This is a genomic window from Emergencia sp., assembly GCF_048465375.1.
Taxonomy (GTDB): domain Bacteria; phylum Bacillota; class Clostridia; order Peptostreptococcales; family Anaerovoracaceae; genus Senimuribacter.
This window is the reverse complement of the sequence record NZ_DBFWLQ010000024.1, coordinates 533,860-552,237: the sequence shown is the minus strand read 5'-3', so window position 1 is coordinate 552,237 and position 18,378 is coordinate 533,860. Positions and strand designations below refer to the sequence as shown.

Sequence of the window (18,378 nt, the reverse complement as noted above, 5' to 3'; positions counted from 1 at the left end):
TTATGAAATACATAAATGTAGTGATTGACAACAACAGCAGGCATACAGACACCTACTATACGTATGGAACCTCCCTGGATGTGAAGAAAGGGGATATTGTGAAAGTTCCCTTTAATCGGGGAAATCAATTGAAGTCTGCTTATGTATTTCAAGCTGATGTGATTCCAGAGTGCGATCCAGCCATCATCAAGGAAATCGACTCTGTGAATCCGGATATTTCCCTCACTGAGGAAATCATGGACACCTGCACCTGGATGAAACGACGTTATGGCATCAAGTATCTGGATGCGGTCAGATGCTTTGCACCCAATGGCAAGCCGGCGAGAGAAGGCAAAGAAAAGGAACCTTACAAGGATGTAGTCGGAGAGCCGCAGATTATCGAGCAGCTGACTGACGAGCAGGCTGCGGCGCTTGAGCAGATCCGCGAGGCAATCGCCTGCGGCAGACAGGAAAACTTTTTAATTCACGGTGTCACCAGCAGCGGCAAAACAGAAGTCTATATGCAGACCATTGCTGAAGTAACTGCCAGGGGCAAAACAGCTGTCATGCTGGTGCCGGAGATTGCATTGACCAAACAGATTACGGACCGATTTATCGCCCGCTTTGGAAAAGAAAACATTGCAGTTCTTCATAGCAAGCTGACGAAACGAGAGCGCTTTGATGAGTGGATGCGAATCAGAAAAGGGCAGGCAAAGATTGTCATCGGTGCCAGACTGGGTGTCTTTGCTCCCTTGGACAATATCGGCGTTATCATTTTAGATGAGGAGCATGAGGCAACATACAAATCAGATATGACGCCAAAGTATGATACGATAGATATCGCGCTGAAAAGGCTGATGTACTTTAACGGCGTTCTGATTATGGGCAGTGCGACCCCGTCAGTTGTTTCTTACCAAAGAGCCAGGGAAGGAATTTACCGGCTGATAGAATTGAAGCAGCGATATAACAATACGCCGCTGCCAAAAGTAGAACTGGTGGATATGCGTGAAGAACTGAAAGCCGGCAATAAGACTATCTTCAGTGACAGATTATATAGACAATCTGTTGAAACTTTGGAAAAAGGACAGCAGATCATTCTCTTTTTAAACAGAAGAGGGTATTCCACCTTCATTTCCTGCCGTGAATGCGGCGAAGTGATGAAATGTCCGGAATGTGGTATTTCGTTAACCTACCACAAAAGAGAAAATGCAGGAATCTGTCATTACTGCGGAAAAAAATTTCGCGTGCCCGATCGTTGTCCTGCCTGCGGCAGTCATTATATCAAATATTTTGGCACGGGGACAGAAAAGGTAGAGGAGTTTGCCAGGGAATTATTTCCCGAAAAGAATATCCAGCGGCTGGATTTGGATACAGCGAAAAACAGCAGGGAAATTACCAGGATTATCGGTAACTTCTCAAAGGGAAAGACGGATATCCTGATTGGAACCCAGTTGGTAGCAAAAGGACTGGACTTTAAAAATGTAGGGCTGGTCGGTGTCATCTCTGCCGATGTCAGCCTCAATGTACCGGACTATCGATCGACAGAACGTACTTTTCAATTGGTAACACAAGTTGCCGGCCGGGCAGGGCGAGGCGGAGAAGAAGGTCTTGTCATCGTTCAATCTTACACACCGGACAACTTCGCTTTGACGACGGCGGCAGAACACGACTACAAAAAATTCTTTGACATGGAAATCAAAATCAGAGAGTTTATGGATTATCCCCCTTTTTCAGATTTGATTTTGGTAGAATTCACAAGTGAGGTCGAAAGTGAAGCGATTGAAACGGCGGAAAATTGTAAAGAATATCTGATAAGGTGTAAAATTGAAGGAGAAGGCGAGAATATCTTCGCGCCGAAGCTTTCCACCAATTTTAAGGGAAAAGATAGTTTCCGATATTATATTCTGATAAAATGCCCAAGAGGTTTTAGAAACAAATATATCTATTATATCGACGCTTTTGGCGAAATGCTGACGGTGAAAAAGAGCAAATGCAGCATGATTATAGATGTAAATCCATATAGTACTTTTTAGAATAGGAGAGAGAAAAGAATGGCAATTAGAAATGTTGTATTAGAAGGCGATGAAATACTGAGAAAACATTGCAGAGAGGTGACAGAGGTGACTGATAGAATCAGAACCACACTGGAAGATATGAGAGAGACGATGAGAGCAGAAATGGGCTGTGGAATTGCAGGTCCTCAGGTTGGCGTCATGAGAAGGATGTTCGTCGCTGAACCTGAACCCGATAGAGTTTATTATATGATTAACCCGGTCATCTTGGAAAAGGAAGGCTCTCAGGTAGGAGATGAAGCTTGCCTCAGCGTGCCGGGACTCATCGGAACTGTGGAAAGACCAGAACGCATTAAAATCAAAGCCTTGGATTTAGATGGAAATGAACAGGTCTATGATTTTGAAGGATGGGATGCAGTGGTCATGTGCCATGAATATGATCATTTAGACGGGATATTATATACTGATAAAGCGACAAATGTCAGAGAACCAGAGGAGATTGAAGCAGAATGAAGATCGCATTTATGGGAACCCCGGACTTTGCTGTTCCCGTTTTGAAAGGAATCATCGAGGCTGGTCATGAGGTCGGCTGTGTGATTACCCAGCCGGATAAAGCGAAAAACAGGGGGAAGAAAGTACAGTTTACGCCGGTAAAGGAATTGGCTGTTGCTAATGGAATAGAGGTCCTGCAGCCTGAGAAAATTAAAAACAGCCAGGAGACCGTAGGATTTCTTAGAAATTATGAGCCTGATATTATCGTAGTCGTAGCTTACGGTCAGATTATTCAAAAAGAAGTGCTGGAACTTCCCAAGTTTGGCTGCATCAATGTGCACGCATCTCTGCTGCCGAAGCTGCGGGGCGCTTCTCCCATACAGCATGCAATTTTGCAGGGAGAAGAGCGAACTGGCGTAACGATTATGCAGATGGGAGCAGGGCTTGATACTGGTGATATGCTCTGTAAGGCGGAAACTATGGTTGGAATGAAGAACTGCCAGCAGCTCCATGATGAATTGGCGCAGCTTGGAGCAGACCTTTTGATTGAGACTTTGCCTAAAATCGAAGCGGGGACAATCACACCTGAAAGACAAGACGATGCTTTCTCTACCTATGCAGGAATGATTGCTAAACAGGATGGAAAAATAGATTTTGAAAAGACACCTGTGGAAATTGAGAGACAGATCAGAGCCTTTGATCCCTGGCCAGGTGCTTATTGCCAATACGGAGGCGGACAGATGAAAATTTGGCGGGCCGAATGCCTCAATCAGCACTCCGATGCCGAAAACGGTACGATTGTAGACGTTTCTGATGAGGGGATTGATATCTGCTGCGGCGGCAGTATTCTGCGCGCCACAGAAATCCAGCTTCCGGGTAAAAAAAGAGTAGATATAAGATCTTATTTAAGGGGTAATAAGATTGAAAAAAATACGTTATTAGGATAAAATAAAGATATACAGAAAGCGTTGGCTGCAATTTATTTCAAAAATTGAGACAAGGCGATTAGGGGGGTAATGAAAATGTTTTTTTACTATGACACAAGTATCATCATACTGATTCCGGCAATGATTTTTGCAATGGCTGCCCAGGGAATGGTGAAACGCGCTTTCAGCAGATACGGAAAGGTGAAAAACACTCGTAATATAACAGGGGCTGAGGCAGCGAGGAGCGTGCTTGATTCCAATGGCCTTCAGGATGTGGTAGTCAGGCAGATCAGGGGAAGCTTGACCGACAATTATGATCCCAGAAGCAAAGTTCTGAGTCTTTCTCAGGATGTATATGGCGTAAATTCAGTCAGTGCCGTCAGCGTCGCCTGTCACGAGGCAGGTCATGCTATACAGCACGCCAGAGGTTATATTCCTTTAAAAATTAGAAATGGAATTGTTCCTGTCGTTAATTTCGCGTCGAAGCTGACATGGCCTTTGCTAGTAATCGGCATTGTTCTTTTGGCGGCAGGCAGTTACGAAATGAGTTATTGGGGAAACACGTTGTTCAACATTGGGGTAATCGCGTTTGTCGCCATCATCGTATTTCATCTGATTACCTTGCCAGTAGAGTTCAACGCAAGTCACAGAGCCATTATTCAGATGGAAGAATTAGCGTTAGTTGCACCGGAGGATATAGCTGGATCAAAGAAAGTTCTGCGGGCGGCAGCCATGACCTATATAGCGGCATTGGCTGTAGCTGTGGCTAACTTGCTGCGTATCCTTGCTATAAGAGGTAGGAGTGATTGAGTATGGATATCAACCGGAAAACAGCTTATAACACACTTTTAGAAATGGAAACTAATCAGGCTTATTCTAATATTGAACTGAATAAGCAGATTGGTGAATTGCAGCCGGATTCTCCCGCTTTCGTCAGAGAGCTTGTTTACGGCGTCATCGAAAATAGAGTGTATCTTGACCATATTTTACAGCAGCTGATACCAAAAGGCTTGAAAGGTTTGAAGAAACAGACTCTGACATTACTTCGCATGGGTCTTTATCAGCTTATTTTCATGGATTCCGTTCCTGACTATGCAGCAGTAAATGAGATTGTGAAGATGGCGAGAAGACTGGTTCCGGGCAGAGACGGATTTGTCAATGGCGTTTTACGCGGCTATAACAAGAAAAAAGACCAGCTTGAAATGCCAGATTATGACACAAACCCGATTGGATATTTATCATTGAAATACTCCTTTGCGGAGTGGATTGTAAAGCTTTGGAGCGAACAATACGGTTTGGAAAAGGCAGAGCAGCTCCTGGCGGCATCTAACAGTAAACCGCCAGTTTCCATCAGAGTAAACCGCCTGAAAATCAGTCGTAAAGATCTGGCTGAAAGATTGAGAGGAAAAGGCTTTGAGGTAGAGCATGGAAGGCTCAGTGAAAGGTCACTTTTTGCGAAAGGAAGTGGACTTCTGAGCACAGAGGAATTCGAGAGCGGCCTTTTCTCAGTACAAGACGAATCTTCAATTTTGGCAGCCGAGATTTTGGCGCCGAAGAGTGGAGAAACCATCATCGACGTCTGTGCGGCTCCTGGCGGCAAGACCTTAGCAATTTCAGAAATCATGGCCAATACGGGCCGCGTTTTGGCATTTGATATATATGAACACAAATTAGAACTTTTGAAGAAGGAAACCCAGCGTTTGGGTATCTCCATTATTGAAACGGGAGAGCACGACGGCACTCTTTTATGCGAAGAATTGGTTCAATCGGCAGACAGAGTCCTCGTCGACGGGCCTTGCTCGGGCCTTGGAGTAATCAGAAGAAAACCGGAAATCAAATACAAAGAACTTGAAGATGACGGCAGAGAACTTGCAGATAAGCAGTTGGCAATACTGGAGACAGCTAGTCAATATGTGAAAAAAGAAGGATTCTTGCTCTACAGTACATGTACGGTAAACAAGATAGAAAATGCAGAAGTGGTGAGCAGATTTCTGCGTAAACATAAAGAATATGAACTGGTTAGAAGCAGACAGCTTTTACCTGGGGTAGACGAAACCGATGGCTTTTTCATCTGCAAGATGAGAAGGCGCGGCAGTTGAAAGGAGATTTAAATGGAAGTTGGTTTCAAAACTGACAAGGGCAGGAGACGCAGCAACAATGAAGACGCTTGTTTTGTTATGAAGAAAGACAAAGTCTTTATTGTCGCAGATGGAGTCGGTGGAAACAATTCGGGGGAAATAGCCAGCAGGCTTGCGGTAAATGAAATCGCAAATTACGTTGAAACCCATCCTTTGCGTGAAATACAATCAGTAGAGCAGGTGCAGGACTATTTTGAAGACTGCTTAAAAAATGCAAATTTCAAAGTTTTGGAACTGTCCCAGCGGATAGAGGCTAACAAAGGTATGGCGACGACGGTGGTCTGCGCATATGTTCAAGGAAATACCATTTACATAATAAACGTAGGTGATAGCAGAGCGTATGTGTTCCGTGATGATGTTCTACAACAGATAACAGAAGACCATACCTATGTAAATACACTGCTGAAAGCTGGTCTGATTTCTGAAGACGAAGCGATGAACCATGAAAATAAGAACATGATAACAAGGGCTGTAGGAGCAGACTATACGGTCGATGCGGATTTCTTCTCCCTGCCTATCAGGGCAGACGACATCGTATTGATTTGTACAGACGGGCTTTATGGAGAAGTGGGCGAAGAACAATTGATTACAGTGCTGAAAGAAGAAAAATCCATGACAGACATTTGTAATGAACTGGTAGAGATGGCAAATGAAAACGGTGGCAGTGATAACATTACTATGGTAGTCTTGAAAGTTACGGAGGAAGATATCAAATGAGTAAATTACTTGCAGGCAGATATGAACTAATTGAAAAAATCGGCGAAGGCGGTATGGCGGTAGTCTATAAGGCCAGATGCAGACTGCTCAATCGATATGTTGCTATCAAAATACTGCGTCCTGAATTCACAAAAGATGCGCAGTTTGTAGAAAATTTTAAGCGTGAATCCCAGGCAGCAGCGGGACTTCAGCATCCTAATATCGTCAGCGTCTATGATGTCGGTAAAGAAGGCAATATTCACTTTATCGTCATGGAACTGATCGACGGCCGTCCACTCAGCGATATCATTGAAGAGCGGGCGCCGATGGATTACAAGACCTCTATTGAGATTATCAAACAGGTTGCTTCCGCCCTCAGTGTGGCACATCGAAATCATATCATACACAGAGATGTAAAACCGCATAACATCATGATTACGAAAGACGGCATGGCTAAACTGGCGGACTTTGGTATCGCAAAGGCTGTCAGTGATTCGACGCTGGTTACGGAAACCAGCAGAGTGATTGGATCTGTCCATTACTTTTCGCCGGAACAGGCGAGAGGTGCCTATGTAGATGAGCGCTCAGATATTTATTCTCTGGGCATCGTTCTCTATGAGATGCTGACTGGACAGGTTCCTTTTGATGGAGAGAATCCCGTACAGGTCGCTTTGATGCATATCAATGACGAGATTACGCCGCCGTCTGAACTGGTTCCGGGCATTCCGCCAGCTCTCGAAAAGCTGGTAATGAAGGCTACGGACAAATATCAGTCGAATCGTTACAAATCTGCTGATGAATTTTTGGAAGACCTTGACAATATAGAATTTGTCACGAAAATGGTAGGCAATTCCGTTTTTGCGGCATCTGACGTGGAGGAGTTTCAAGAGATGAACCGCCGCAAAGAAGTGGAGGAGGTACTGCCTAAATCCAAGGAAAAACCAGCCAAGAAAGTAAAAGCAAAAGCGAGCAAGGAAAAGGCGGCAAATAAGAATAAGAAAAAGATGATTATTGCTTCTGTAGTTGGTGCGGCAGTGGTCATCGCCGCCGTTTTCGGCGTGTTATATGCCCTTGGAGTCATCGGCGGCGGATTGAAAGCACCGGATCTGACGGGTAAAACTTATGAAGAAGCAGAAGAAATCTTAGAGAAGATGGATCTGAAGATTAAGAAGGGTGACGATGTTCCGAGTGACGAAGTGGAAGAAGGTAAAATCGCACATCAGACGCCAGATGCCAATGAGAAAGTTGAAAAAGGAGATACTATCACCGTCATGATCAGTTCGGGGAAAGAAAAAACCATTGTGCCAGATTTAATTGGAGACATGTTTGATGAATCCACAGTCAAAGCGGCCTTGGAAGCTGCCGGGCTTAAGTTTGGTGATGTGCGGGAAGACGATAGCGATAAGGAGAAGGGCACAATTATTGCATTAAGTCCAGGTGCTAATGATGAAGTCGACGCCGGCACGGAAGTGACGATTGTGATCAGTAATGGTTCGCAGTATAAAGAAGAGAAAACAGTTCCATATGTGACGGGTCTTACCGTGGAAGAAGCGACCAAAAAATTGAAAAAAGAAGGATTTAAGGTCAATATTGAATATGCGGAAAGCACAACTTATTCCAAAGGTATCGTCATTAACCAAGATCCGTCTGCCGAGACGAAAGCAGAAGAAGGAAGCACTGTTACAATCACCGTCAGCAAGGGGGCGCCGGTTGTCGCACCACCGGATGAGCCCGATGAACCTGATGAGCCTGACGACGGCGGTGACGATGAAAACACCGCTAATGGAAATGAGGGTTAACGGTAACAACGTATGAAAGGATTAATCATAAAAGGAATCGGCGGTTTTTACTATGTAAAAACCGCTGAAGGCGTTTATCAGGCAAAAGGACGAGGAATATTCAAAAAAGATGGCATCACCCTTGCCGTAGGGGATAACGTAGATCTCGAAGTCCTGCCTGACGGAGACGGAGTCATCAATACTATTGAGGAACGAAAAAATCACTTTATCAGACCGCCTATCGCAAACGTTGATTGCTTTATCGTGGTCTTTGCGGCAGCAAAGCCAAAGCCTAATTTCACGGTTATAGACAAGTTTCTAATTATGGCGGAACAGAACGGCATTGATCCCATACTCTGTATCAACAAGTGCGATTTGGTCTCTGAAGAGGATTTAAAAGAGATACAATCAATTTATGCGTCTGTTTATCCAGTCATCACAGCCAGTGGAAAGACGGGAATGGGGATTGACCAGCTTCTGCGTCGCATCGAAGGAAGAAAAGCCGCCTTTGCAGGCCCTTCTGGTGTTGGGAAATCAACTATAACCAACTTAATCATACCAGAGGCTAATATGGAGACGGGGACGGTGAGTCAAAAAACGGACAGAGGCAGACACACGACCAGGCATGTGGAAATTTTCGAAGTTCTGGGTGGTGGTTTCGTCTTCGATACACCGGGATTCACTTCTTTTGACATCCTGGAAGCCGAAGAGGATGATTTAGCCGATTATTATCCAGAAATTGCCGCCTACAAAGGACAGTGCAGGTTTGATGACTGCAGGCACAAGAGCGAACCGGGATGCAAGGTGCTGGAGGCAGTGAACGAGGGACGGATTCATAAAGTGAGATATGAATCCTACCTCATGAACTTAGAAGAAATAAAAAAACGTAAAAAGTATTAATGAGCAATGGAGAACAGATTATGAAAAAATTAGCCCCATCGATACTATCTGCCGATTTTTCCAGACTGGGAGAACAGGCCAGCCAGATCAGTCAGGCAGGCGCAGATTATGTGCATGTAGATGTGATGGACGGTCATTTTGTACCTAACATCAGTTTTGGTGCCGCTGTGATGAAATCTTTAAACAAGTGGAACACCAGCCCCTATGACGTCCATCTGATGATTGAACACCCGGATGATTACTTAGCTGATTTTGTAACAGAAAAGACAGAATATATCGTCGTACATCAAGAAGCCTGCGTACATCTGCATCGTACACTGCAGAACATCAAATCGAAAGGCGTAAAATGCGGTGTCGCTGTCAATCCAGCAACGCCAGTGTCCACCTTAGATTGCATTTTAGAGGATGTTGACTTAGTCTTAGTGATGTCAGTCAACCCTGGTTTCGGCGGTCAAAAGTTCATCCCCGCCGCCATAGAGAAAATCAAGCAGCTAGACCAGCAGAGAAAGAAAAACGGGTATGGGTATGTAATCGAAATTGACGGCGGCATCAGTTTAGATAATATAAGAGAGGTGGCAGCTGCCGGCTGCGATATCTTTGTAGCAGGATCTGCCGTCTTCGGTGCAGAGGATATAGAAAAACGAGTGAAAGAATTTAAAGAACGCCTGGAATAATTGATATTCCAGGCGTTCTTTGATATTCCCTCATTTCTGCCATTTGTATATATTGGAAACCTCGTTGACGTGAATTTTCAAAAAACTGTTGATGATACAAACAAAATGTGTTAAAGTTTATTTATTAGTAAACGAATGATAAATTTGTTTGAAAATGGAGATACTATGGAATTTAAAGAACTGACATTAGAAGAATTAACTCTCGGGTATGCCAAATCAGCACAGGATGCATCATGTACCTGCATTTTTTGCGGCGAAATATATGAAGAGGGAATTGTCTATCGTTCTCAGGGCAGGATGGTTACTGCAGAAAGAGCAGTGCAGGAGCACATCTTTGATCAGCACGGCGGTGTCTTTCGCGGCTTATTGAATTTGGACAAGCAAGTCAACGGTTTATCCCAGATTCAAAAAGATGTGCTTACGGGAATGTATTTAGAAAAAGACAATAAACAAATTTGTGAAGAAATGGGAATCAGCGCCGCCACGGTGAGAAGTCACAAGTTCAATTTACAGAAATCAAAGAGAGAAGCGAAAATTCTATTGGCTCTGTTAGAACAGATCGAAGATGAATCAATCGTTAAACAGCGAAAAATAATAGAAGGGGAGCCCCCAGCAGAAGAGGAGATGCCAGTGAAAAAAGATTTCAGCGGCAATACCCTCCACCCTTTCTTTACGCAATACAATTTAAAATAACAGCCAAAGAGGAGGCGGTAACGTGACTTATGCATCAAAGCTACGAGAATTTAAAGAATTGATCAGTAAAATTGAATACATCAAGTACACCATGAACTCTTTGGTTTATTGGGACAAGATTACATATATGCCCAAAGATGGCATCGAATATAGAAGTAAGGTCATGTCTTTTATGGCAAATGAACAATATAAACTTTTGACCAGCAATCAGTTTGATGATTATCTCAAATTCTTTGACGGACACAAAGAAAATGATGTTGTCACAGAATCCATGATCAAAAGAATTAAACGAAATTCAGCTTATGTAAATCGCATTCCAGAAAAAGAATATCAGGAGTACATCGAGCTGATCGCTGTAGCAGAACAGGTGTGGGAAGAGGCCAAGGCAAAGGCTGATTTTCACCTGTTCGAACCTTATCTGGAATCAATCGTAGAAACCTTTATCCGCTTTGCAGAATATTGGGGCTATGCAGATGACCCTTACGATGCACTGCTGGGCTATTACGAAGAAAATTTGACTGTCAGTGAAGTTGATGCACTGACAGAGGAAATCAAGAAATTTCTGATAGATTTTACAAAGGAAATACAGGAAAGCGGGGAGAAACGGCAGCATATCAAATTACCGTCGGTAGAGGGAAGCCGGCAGCAAGCCTTATGGGAAATCATGCTGTCAGATTTGGGTTTCCAGTTCCATGCAGGCAGGGTAGATATCGGAGCCCATCCTACCATACTGGCAAATTCACCTTCTGACGTGAGAATCGTCAATTCCTATCAAGAAGACGATTTGAAAACGGGAATTTTTAATGTCCTGCACGAAGGGGGAAGAGGCATTTATCAGCAGTCGATTGATAAGGACTTGTTAGGGACTTTTTTGGCAGAAGGTGCGTCCTTTGCCCTAGAAGAGGCTATCGGGAGATTGTACGAAAATGTCATCGGACGGAATAAAGGTTTTTGGACTTTTTTTCATCCGAAACTGACAAAACTGATCCCGGAACTGGCAACGGTCAGCGCTCAGGAGATCTTCGAAGATGTGAACTTCTTACAGCCGTCTTTAATTCGTTTAGACGCAGATGAATTGACTTATACACTTCATGTCATCATTCGTTATGAACTGGAAAAGGATTTGATCAACAGACGGATTAAAGTCAGTGAGTTGCCAGCTCTTTGGAAAGAAAAGTATGAAAAGTATCTGGGGATTACTCCCTCTAATGACAGAGAGGGGATTTTACAGGACATCCATTGGGCGGCAGGTTATATCGGCTATTTTCCTCTCTACTTTGTATCCAACATTGCAGCGACACAACTTACAGCCAGCATCGAAAGAGAACACGGCAGCTTTGATCAGCTTCTAGCAGACGGCCATTTCGACACGATTAACGACTGGCTTGCCGAACATATCTTTCAATATGGAGCAGTCTATTCCTTTGACCAGCTCATGGAGGCAGCGGCGAAAGAGCCTCTCAATCCAAAATATTATATCGACTACTTGCGGAAGAAATATTCCGAGGTATATAAATTAAATCTAAAGGAGAAAGCAAATGAGTAAAATACTTAGCAAAATTGGACTGGGAGAAACGATGTCCAAGAACTTTCTGGCGATCCTGATCGTAGCCTTCGGTGGGGCGATTATCTATGGTCTGCCGTATTTTCGTTTTGACTATTACGATGTTTATTTAGAGACTTACCATCTTACCAACATACAGATGGGTATCTTCGGAAGTGTGCTCGGTGTATTCGGCATGATTTCCTATCTATTCGGCGGTATCGTGGCAGACCGTTTTTCTACGAGGACAATTCTTTCCGTTTCCCTGATTGGTACGGGAATCGGTGGATTCATTCATCTATTGCCGCTGAACTTCGCAGCCCTTGTCGGTTTATATGCATTTTGGGGTATCAGCTCCTTGTTTGCATTCTGGCCGGCATGCGTCAAAGCAGTTCGCATTTTGTCGGGCTCTGGAGACCAGGGAAAAGCCTTTGGTTTCTTTGAAGGAGGCAGAGGGATTGGTGCAGCATTGATGGCTATGGCAGCTGTAGCAGCCTTTCGGATTGGCGCTGGTCAAATGGATAATCAAGCACAGGGAATGAGATTTGTCATCATATTCTATTCCGTTCTGACTGTTTTGATGGGGGTTTTGGCTTTCCTGACGGTAAAGGACGATAAAATCGAAGCAAGTGAGAGGATTTCATTTAAAGGAATAGGGGAAGTGCTAAAGTTACCTGCAGTCTGGATCATTGGCATTGTTACATTCTGCAATTATGTCTTCACCCTATCCCTCTATTATTTTACACCATATGCAACTGGAATACTAGGGGCTACCGTCACTTTTGCAGCGACATTGGCAGCCTTAAAGAGGTGGTTTTCCCTCTTTGGCAGCGTCGGAGGCGGTTATGTGACAGACAAAATCGGTACTGGCAGAATGCTCTTGATTTCATTTATCGTCATGGCGGCAGGTACGACTGGTATTTTGCTGCTGCCAACCCATGCAGGAAGCATAACGGTTTTCACAATTTTGTTTATCGTCATTTATGTATTCTATAATGTCAATTACGCCATGACATGGGCAATGATGGATGAAGGCGCGATTCCGGAGAAATACTCTGGAACTGCAGCAGGCGTCATCTCTACAGTAGGCTATCTGCCGGAAATTTTCTGCTCTGTATTGGCAGGTATCCTCATCGACCAGAATCCTGGTGTAACTGGATACAGGCAGTATTTTGGCTTCTTAATCGGTATGCTGATCCTCGGCGTTGTATTTGTCTGCATCTGGATGAGATATCTAAAGAAGGTAAAAAAATAGCAGTTAGAGAAGGACAATTATGAGAAATAGAGAAGAAAACACAAGTATTTTAGAGAAGGTGTACGTTGAAACGCCTGTGGATACGGACGGAGACGGAAAGCTGGATCTCATTGCAGTATATATCAGAAGGCCACAGGTGACCCTGCGGGGCGAAAGAGTGCCGGCAATCTATGTGGCCAACCCGTATATGATGAGCTGTAATGAGGACTGGTATATTCCCCACGATGTAAATCAGGAAGTTAAAGCTTATCCAACACAGAATATACAGGAAGAAGAACTTCGATTTGATTTCAGCAGGGGAAGGGAAGCAGAACCTTTACAGGTAAGAGCGACTACTGGTTTTGCTGATCACGCCTGCATCGATGAAGAGCCGGAACTTGAATGCATATCTGAAGTCTATGACTATTTCAATCAGAGGGGATATGCTTCAGTATTTTGCGCCGGTTTGGGGACGAGAGATTCGGAAGGCTTGACTTTGACAGGCTCCCGCGAAGAAATCCTCGCCTTTAAATCGGTTATCGATTGGCTGAACGGGAGATGCAGAGCTTTTACAAATAAGACGGACAATATCGAAGTAAAAGCGGGCTGGTGTACCGGCAATGTGGCGATGTCAGCAAAATCTTATCTGGGCACCATGTGTATCGGCGTAGCAGCTACTGGCGTCTGTGGACTGAAAACAATCATCCCGGAGGCAGCGATTTCTAATTGGTACGCTTATTATAGATATAACGGACTGAATGTTCCCGCTCTCGGATGGCAGGGAGATGATCTGGATATTTTAGCCAAATATTGTTTCAGCCGTGCCAAAGATCCACTGGACTATGAGAAAGTAAAGGGGGTCTATCGCCAGGCACTGGACAGATTGGAAGAAGGAGAAGACCGTCTTTCCGCCAATTACAATCGCTTCTGGGACGAACGAAACTATCTGAATCAAGTTCCCAATATAAAGGCGTCGGTTTTGATTATACATGGCATCAATGATTGGAATGTCAAAACAAATCAGTGTATTCCATTCTTCAAAGCATTGGAGAAGTTTGATATTCAGAGAAAAATGATACTCCATCAAGGAGAACACGTTTATATCTATCACCTGAAGGGATCATCCACTTTGGAAATCATGGAAAGATGGCTGGAACACTATCTCTATGGAATTGAGAACGGCATTGAAGGGGAAGCAAAGGTCTTAGTGGAAAGCAACTTGGATCAAGGGCTTTGGATGAAGTCGGACACCTGGCCTCCGGCCGGCTGGGCTTATGAACAATTTCCCATTGAAGGAAAAAATGAAAGCCAGGTCATCGTAGATGATTTATCGAAAACCGTTTATGACAAGAAAGAAGACAACCTGGCAGATTGGCTGCAGGAGCTGATTCTCAGTGAAGAAACCTCTTATCGGAATCGGTTGAAGTTCCTTTGGAATCCCATCGCAGAGGGGAATGGACCGTTGCGTATTACAGGAACAGTGAAAGTTTCCTTCGATGCCGTGATTGACAAGCCGACAGCCATTCTCAGTGCTATGCTGGTAGATTTAGGGAAAGAAAAACGCCTTACTGCAGAAGAGGTGAAAGCAGAAAATGGAGAATTCACCTTCGGTTACGAAGCAGAACCTTCAGCTTTCAAGGTAATTTCGCGCGGGTGGCTCAATGCGCAGAACCGCGAGTCTCTCTGGAGCAAACAAGAGATCGTGCAGGGGCGAAAGTATCACTACAGCTTTGATATGGTGCCCACAGACCACACGCTGGCGGAAGGCCATCAATTGGGACTGATCCTATATGGAATCGACGCTGAAGCTACACAGCGACCGGATACAGTCACGCATATAGTGGTAGATACTGCGTCAATTGACGTGAAAATACCGCTGCTGAGATAAATAAAAATATAGAAATAGGAATCTTTGATATTGCCTAAATAATAAAAAACGAGGGTGCCGTCAGGCACCCTCTTAAATTATCCATATTCTTTTTAGGCCGCTGGTTTATCACCAGTATCTCCACCCGGTGTATCTGGATTGTTTGGATCATCTGGATTATCCGGATCTACTGGCGGCTTATCGTCTCCGCCAGGATCCTCCGGCTTTTCTGGACTCTCCGGTTCCTCCTCATCAGGTGGTTTTACCGGATCTTTCGGCTTTGTTTTGTCCTTTGGATTGATCGGATATTTGTCTGTATCACTGTTGTGAATATTACAGTAGTATTTTGGTGCATCCTCTGCGTCATCACCGTAGGTCTTATAGGTCTTCTTCTCGGTATGAGGGCAATCCGGCGTAGCCAGATAGCCTGACTCAGTACAAATTGTTACGGTTTTTTCCAGATTTTTGAGAGATTTAGCGCCGCCTTGAGTGCCGCTGATATAATATTCTCCGCCAGTATAGATGACGTTGGAAGGTACGCTCTTGTATGAGCCGACCTTTGCACCGCTGATCTGATTCATAATTTTTCCCCACAAGCTGGCCGCATAAGAACTCATGCTGGTCAGTTGGAAATTCTGGTCATTTCCTATCCACAGAGAAGCGGAGTATGAAGGGGTGAAGCCGTCGAACCAGATGTCGAACTGATCATCGGTAGTACCAGTCTTACCGCCGGCCTGAACGCCGGAGATAGATGCCGGTGAACCGAGTCCACTGGTAACTACAGACTTCAACATATCAGTCATAATCCAGGCAACACCTGAATCCAGAACGCGATGTGACTTTGCGTTTTTATTTGTTAAAAGCTTCTTGCCGCTGCTGTCGAGAACTTCCGTGTAAGAGGAAGTATCTTTACGTGTTCCGTTGTTTGGGAAAGAGGAGTAGGCACTAGCCATATCCAGGGTGGTTACACCGTTAGTCATACCGCCCAATGCCAGAGCAGCTGGGTTCAGGTCGCTGACAGATCCTTCTGTATCGATAGTGGAAATGCCGAACTTTTTTACTAAATCAGCCGAATAACTAGCGCCGACCTGCAGGAATATTTTGACCGCACAAGTATTGATGGATTGCTGCAGCGCAGAGCGCATGGTCTGCGGACCGGAGTATCCACCCCCGGCGTTCTGCGGCCAGACACTGCCGTTGATTGTAGTCTTCTCATCTATAACGACCGAACCGGCTGTCAAGTAGTTGCCCCAGAGATCCGCTCCCTGCTCATCGATGCCAAAATCAGTAAATGTGTGTTTTTTTCCACTGGCTGCTTCTTCTGCACTCTGCTGAATTGCTGCTGAGTAAACGCCCAACGGTTTGATCGAAGATCCTGGCTGACGAGGGCTGGTCGCTCTGTTGTAGAGCATTCTTCCCGAAGTTTTTCTGCCGCCGACCATGGCCTTGATATTGCCGGTACTGTTTTCTACGATGGTCATGGCAGCTTGTGGCTGGATGACTTTTTGATTTAAGTCATAGGACTTGGAAGGGATGGTTACCGTACCGTCGTCGTTAAATATAAAGAAGTCTTTATATTGTTCATCCTTAAAAAAGTCCGCAGAAATGACGACATTTCCCTTTTTGTTTTTAGACTTATACTGCTGCGGGATGTTGATGTATCCGCCAGCGATAGAATACGGATTGCCGTTTTCCTGTAAGTACAAATCTTTGAACTCGATACTATAATCGGTCTCGCCGTTGACTTCTGTAGTGTAGATATTGAGTCTCTTGTTGGCTCTGATAATCATAGAGCCATCTTTTCTCTTGACAATTTCGTCAGTTTTGAAGGTAAAATTACCGTCTTTATCGAAATAATCATTATAGTCGTATAATATGACCTGGCCGTACTTGTTGACGACATTTCCATTGCCGTCTAAGTTGATAATTGCGTTAGGGAAATTGGCGTCATTGTCAAATTCGTTTTCGATGACGCTCTGTGCCTGAGAGTCCATGGTGGAGTGAATCTTGATTCCTCCGTTATAAACCTTATCCCATGCATTTTCGTAACTATAGCCTTTTTCCTCCATCAAATCATCGATCACTTCATTGATGACATAGTCAGCAAAATAATCCGCTTCAGTAGACGCACCGTTGTAAGTCGGATTGAGCATTTTCTTTAGTGATCTCTTAGACGCTTTGTCATACTGATCCTGCGTAATATATCCCTGCTCCAGCATCAGCTTGAGGCAAGTAATTCTACGTTCCTTACTGGCATCATTGGCTATGTAAGTCCCGTTGGAAGTCCTCTTGATGATGTTTTGATCTTTTGTGGATACGTCGTCATTGCCCACCACTTCTACCAGCTGAAAATGTGTTGGAGCCTGCGGCAGTGCAGCTAGTGCAGCACACTGTGCAATGGTCAGATTTTTGACGTCTTTTGAAAAATATGCTTGAGCCGCCGCCTGTACACCGTTGCTGTTGTAACCGAAGTTGATGGTATTCAGATACGCTTCCATAATCTGCTCTTTGGTCAGATTCTTCTCTAAAATGATTGTATAGTAGGCCTCGATGATTTTCCTTTTGATGGAATGGTCGAACATGGTTTCACGGAGGAACAAGTTACGAGCCAGCTGCTGTGTAATGGTACTGGTACCACTGACATCCCCTCCAGAGAAAACAGCCTCCTTAATAGCGCCGAAAATTCTGATGAAGTTAAATCCGTGATGATCCCAGAACGTCTTGTCCTCCAGTGCGACAAAGGCGTTGACCAAATTCTCGGGGAGATCTTTGTACTCCACGTTGCTTCGGTTGGCTTCTGTGTAGACGGTATCGATTTCTTTTCCGTTATCATCGTATATGATGGTGCTCTCTGTCAGAATGTCATAGATTTTATCGGTATCAATCTTTGGAGCCTGTGCGATGACCACGCCGACAAAAATAGCTACGCCGATAATCATGACGAGAATCAATGCAAGCAGGAATTTGAAGAACTGCTTCTTGTTCAGCCGGTATCTTTTTTTTGTGGCTGTGCCGTCTGCATTGGCAACGGAAGTTCCTGCCTCTTTGTTCTTTCTAAATCTGTTCTTATTTTTTCTTTTATCGCTACGCATTTATTGTTGTGATCCTTTCCCTAAAGAGCGAACTCCTTAGTTTGTATTGTATCATGTGCATTCTTTCTAAACGCAGTATTGAAGCACACAATTCAATAGTTCCCACCTCACAGCAACGCTGTTAAGATGAACGGAACCATTATACCATCGTGCAACCCTTTTAATTAGAATCGAAGCACATGATTCAATGGTTCCCACCTCACAGCAACGCTGCTAAGATGAACGGAACCATTATACCATAATACACCACTAAAGTTAACCGATATTTCCATTTTCAGAAAAATTATGAGAAAAAGTTGCATTCATTTGATAAATGGTATAATATGTAAATATGAGTTAGGTGTCCATTGAGGA

At 44.2% G+C, this 18,378-nt stretch carries 14 protein-coding genes; 13 read left to right on the top strand and 1 reads right to left on the bottom strand.

Features of this window, described 5'->3' with window-relative positions; all coding sequences use genetic code 11:
• Positions 1-2: 2 nt before the first annotated feature.
• From priA to ACMQ5W_RS17690, 13 genes are all read left to right on the top strand, one after another.
• Positions 3-2,012, top strand: a complete 2,010-nt coding sequence (priA, locus tag ACMQ5W_RS17750; RefSeq protein ID WP_419026320.1) for a replication restart helicase PriA — start codon at positions 3-5, stop codon at positions 2,010-2,012.
• 18 nt (positions 2,013-2,030) lie between these two features.
• Positions 2,031-2,504, top strand: a complete 474-nt coding sequence (gene def / locus ACMQ5W_RS17745) for a peptide deformylase (protein ID WP_148491843.1) — start codon at positions 2,031-2,033, stop codon at positions 2,502-2,504.
• Positions 2,501-3,430 carry a methionyl-tRNA formyltransferase gene (fmt, locus tag ACMQ5W_RS17740; protein WP_419026319.1) on the top strand — a complete coding sequence of 310 codons (930 nt, stop codon included), beginning with the start codon at positions 2,501-2,503 and terminating at the stop codon, positions 3,428-3,430. Before def ends, fmt begins: the two co-directional genes overlap by 4 nt.
• Positions 3,431-3,505: 75 nt before the next feature.
• A complete protein-coding gene (locus ACMQ5W_RS17735) occupies positions 3,506-4,219 on the top strand; it encodes a zinc metallopeptidase (RefSeq protein WP_419026318.1) in 714 nt (237 codons plus the stop codon).
• 2 nt (positions 4,220-4,221) lie between these two features.
• Positions 4,222-5,508 carry a 16S rRNA (cytosine(967)-C(5))-methyltransferase RsmB gene (gene rsmB / locus ACMQ5W_RS17730; RefSeq protein ID WP_419026317.1) on the top strand — a complete coding sequence of 429 codons (1,287 nt, stop codon included), beginning with the start codon at positions 4,222-4,224 and terminating at the stop codon, positions 5,506-5,508.
• Positions 5,509-5,520: 12 nt separating this feature from the next.
• Complete coding sequence (locus tag ACMQ5W_RS17725) at positions 5,521-6,264, top strand: Stp1/IreP family PP2C-type Ser/Thr phosphatase (protein WP_419026316.1); 744 nt, start codon at positions 5,521-5,523, stop codon at positions 6,262-6,264.
• Entirely contained in the window at positions 6,261-8,042 is a 1,782-nt protein-coding gene (gene pknB / locus ACMQ5W_RS17720) for a Stk1 family PASTA domain-containing Ser/Thr kinase (protein WP_419026315.1), read from the top strand. The genes ACMQ5W_RS17725 and pknB overlap by 4 nt, the downstream gene beginning before the upstream one ends.
• Positions 8,043-8,054: 12 nt before the next feature.
• The gene (rsgA, locus tag ACMQ5W_RS17715) at positions 8,055-8,921 is read left to right on the top strand and encodes a ribosome small subunit-dependent GTPase A (protein WP_419026314.1); all 867 of its coding nucleotides are present in this window, start codon (positions 8,055-8,057) and stop codon (positions 8,919-8,921) included.
• A 20-nt stretch (positions 8,922-8,941) separates the two neighbouring features.
• Positions 8,942-9,595 carry a ribulose-phosphate 3-epimerase gene (gene rpe, locus ACMQ5W_RS17710; protein ID WP_419026313.1) on the top strand — a complete coding sequence of 218 codons (654 nt, stop codon included), beginning with the start codon at positions 8,942-8,944 and terminating at the stop codon, positions 9,593-9,595.
• A gap of 165 nt (positions 9,596-9,760) precedes the next feature.
• Positions 9,761-10,288, top strand: coding sequence for a helix-turn-helix transcriptional regulator (locus ACMQ5W_RS17705; RefSeq protein WP_419026312.1), 528 nt, complete (start codon positions 9,761-9,763; stop codon positions 10,286-10,288).
• Positions 10,289-10,310: 22 nt separating this feature from the next.
• On the top strand, positions 10,311-11,834 hold the full coding sequence (locus ACMQ5W_RS17700; protein ID WP_419026311.1) for a carboxypeptidase M32: 1,524 nt from the start codon (positions 10,311-10,313) through the stop codon (positions 11,832-11,834).
• Positions 11,827-13,086, top strand: a complete 1,260-nt coding sequence (locus ACMQ5W_RS17695) for an MFS transporter (protein ID WP_148491853.1) — start codon at positions 11,827-11,829, stop codon at positions 13,084-13,086. The genes ACMQ5W_RS17700 and ACMQ5W_RS17695 overlap by 8 nt, the downstream gene beginning before the upstream one ends.
• Before the next feature lie 19 nt (positions 13,087-13,105).
• On the top strand, positions 13,106-14,953 hold the full coding sequence (locus tag ACMQ5W_RS17690; protein ID WP_419026310.1) for a Xaa-Pro dipeptidyl-peptidase: 1,848 nt from the start codon (positions 13,106-13,108) through the stop codon (positions 14,951-14,953).
• Between the two features lie 92 nt (positions 14,954-15,045).
• Here ACMQ5W_RS17690 and ACMQ5W_RS17685 read toward each other — a convergent pair whose 3' ends face one another.
• Complete coding sequence (locus tag ACMQ5W_RS17685) at positions 15,046-18,024, bottom strand: transglycosylase domain-containing protein (RefSeq protein ID WP_419026309.1); 2,979 nt, start codon at positions 18,022-18,024, stop codon at positions 15,046-15,048.
• Positions 18,025-18,378 lie beyond the last annotated feature (354 nt).

Excerpts from the sequence above, each read along its gene's own strand:
- priA (WP_419026320.1), top strand. The coding sequence starts at position 3 with ATGAAATACATAAATGTAGTGATTGACAACAACAGCAGGCATACAGAC.
- def (WP_148491843.1), top strand. The coding sequence starts at position 2,031 with ATGGCAATTAGAAATGTTGTATTAGAAGGCGATGAAATACTGAGAAAA.
- fmt (WP_419026319.1), top strand. The coding sequence starts at position 2,501 with ATGAAGATCGCATTTATGGGAACCCCGGACTTTGCTGTTCCCGTTTTG.
- ACMQ5W_RS17735 (WP_419026318.1), top strand. The coding sequence starts at position 3,506 with ATGTTTTTTTACTATGACACAAGTATCATCATACTGATTCCGGCAATG.
- rsmB (WP_419026317.1), top strand. The coding sequence starts at position 4,222 with ATGGATATCAACCGGAAAACAGCTTATAACACACTTTTAGAAATGGAA.
- ACMQ5W_RS17725 (WP_419026316.1), top strand. The coding sequence starts at position 5,521 with ATGGAAGTTGGTTTCAAAACTGACAAGGGCAGGAGACGCAGCAACAAT.
- pknB (WP_419026315.1), top strand. The coding sequence starts at position 6,261 with ATGAGTAAATTACTTGCAGGCAGATATGAACTAATTGAAAAAATCGGC.
- rsgA (WP_419026314.1), top strand. The coding sequence starts at position 8,055 with ATGAAAGGATTAATCATAAAAGGAATCGGCGGTTTTTACTATGTAAAA.
- rpe (WP_419026313.1), top strand. The coding sequence starts at position 8,942 with ATGAAAAAATTAGCCCCATCGATACTATCTGCCGATTTTTCCAGACTG.
- ACMQ5W_RS17705 (WP_419026312.1), top strand. The coding sequence starts at position 9,761 with ATGGAATTTAAAGAACTGACATTAGAAGAATTAACTCTCGGGTATGCC.
- ACMQ5W_RS17695 (WP_148491853.1), top strand. The coding sequence starts at position 11,827 with ATGAGTAAAATACTTAGCAAAATTGGACTGGGAGAAACGATGTCCAAG.
- ACMQ5W_RS17690 (WP_419026310.1), top strand. The coding sequence starts at position 13,106 with ATGAGAAATAGAGAAGAAAACACAAGTATTTTAGAGAAGGTGTACGTT.
- ACMQ5W_RS17685 (WP_419026309.1), bottom strand. The coding sequence starts at position 18,024 with ATGCGTAGCGATAAAAGAAAAAATAAGAACAGATTTAGAAAGAACAAA.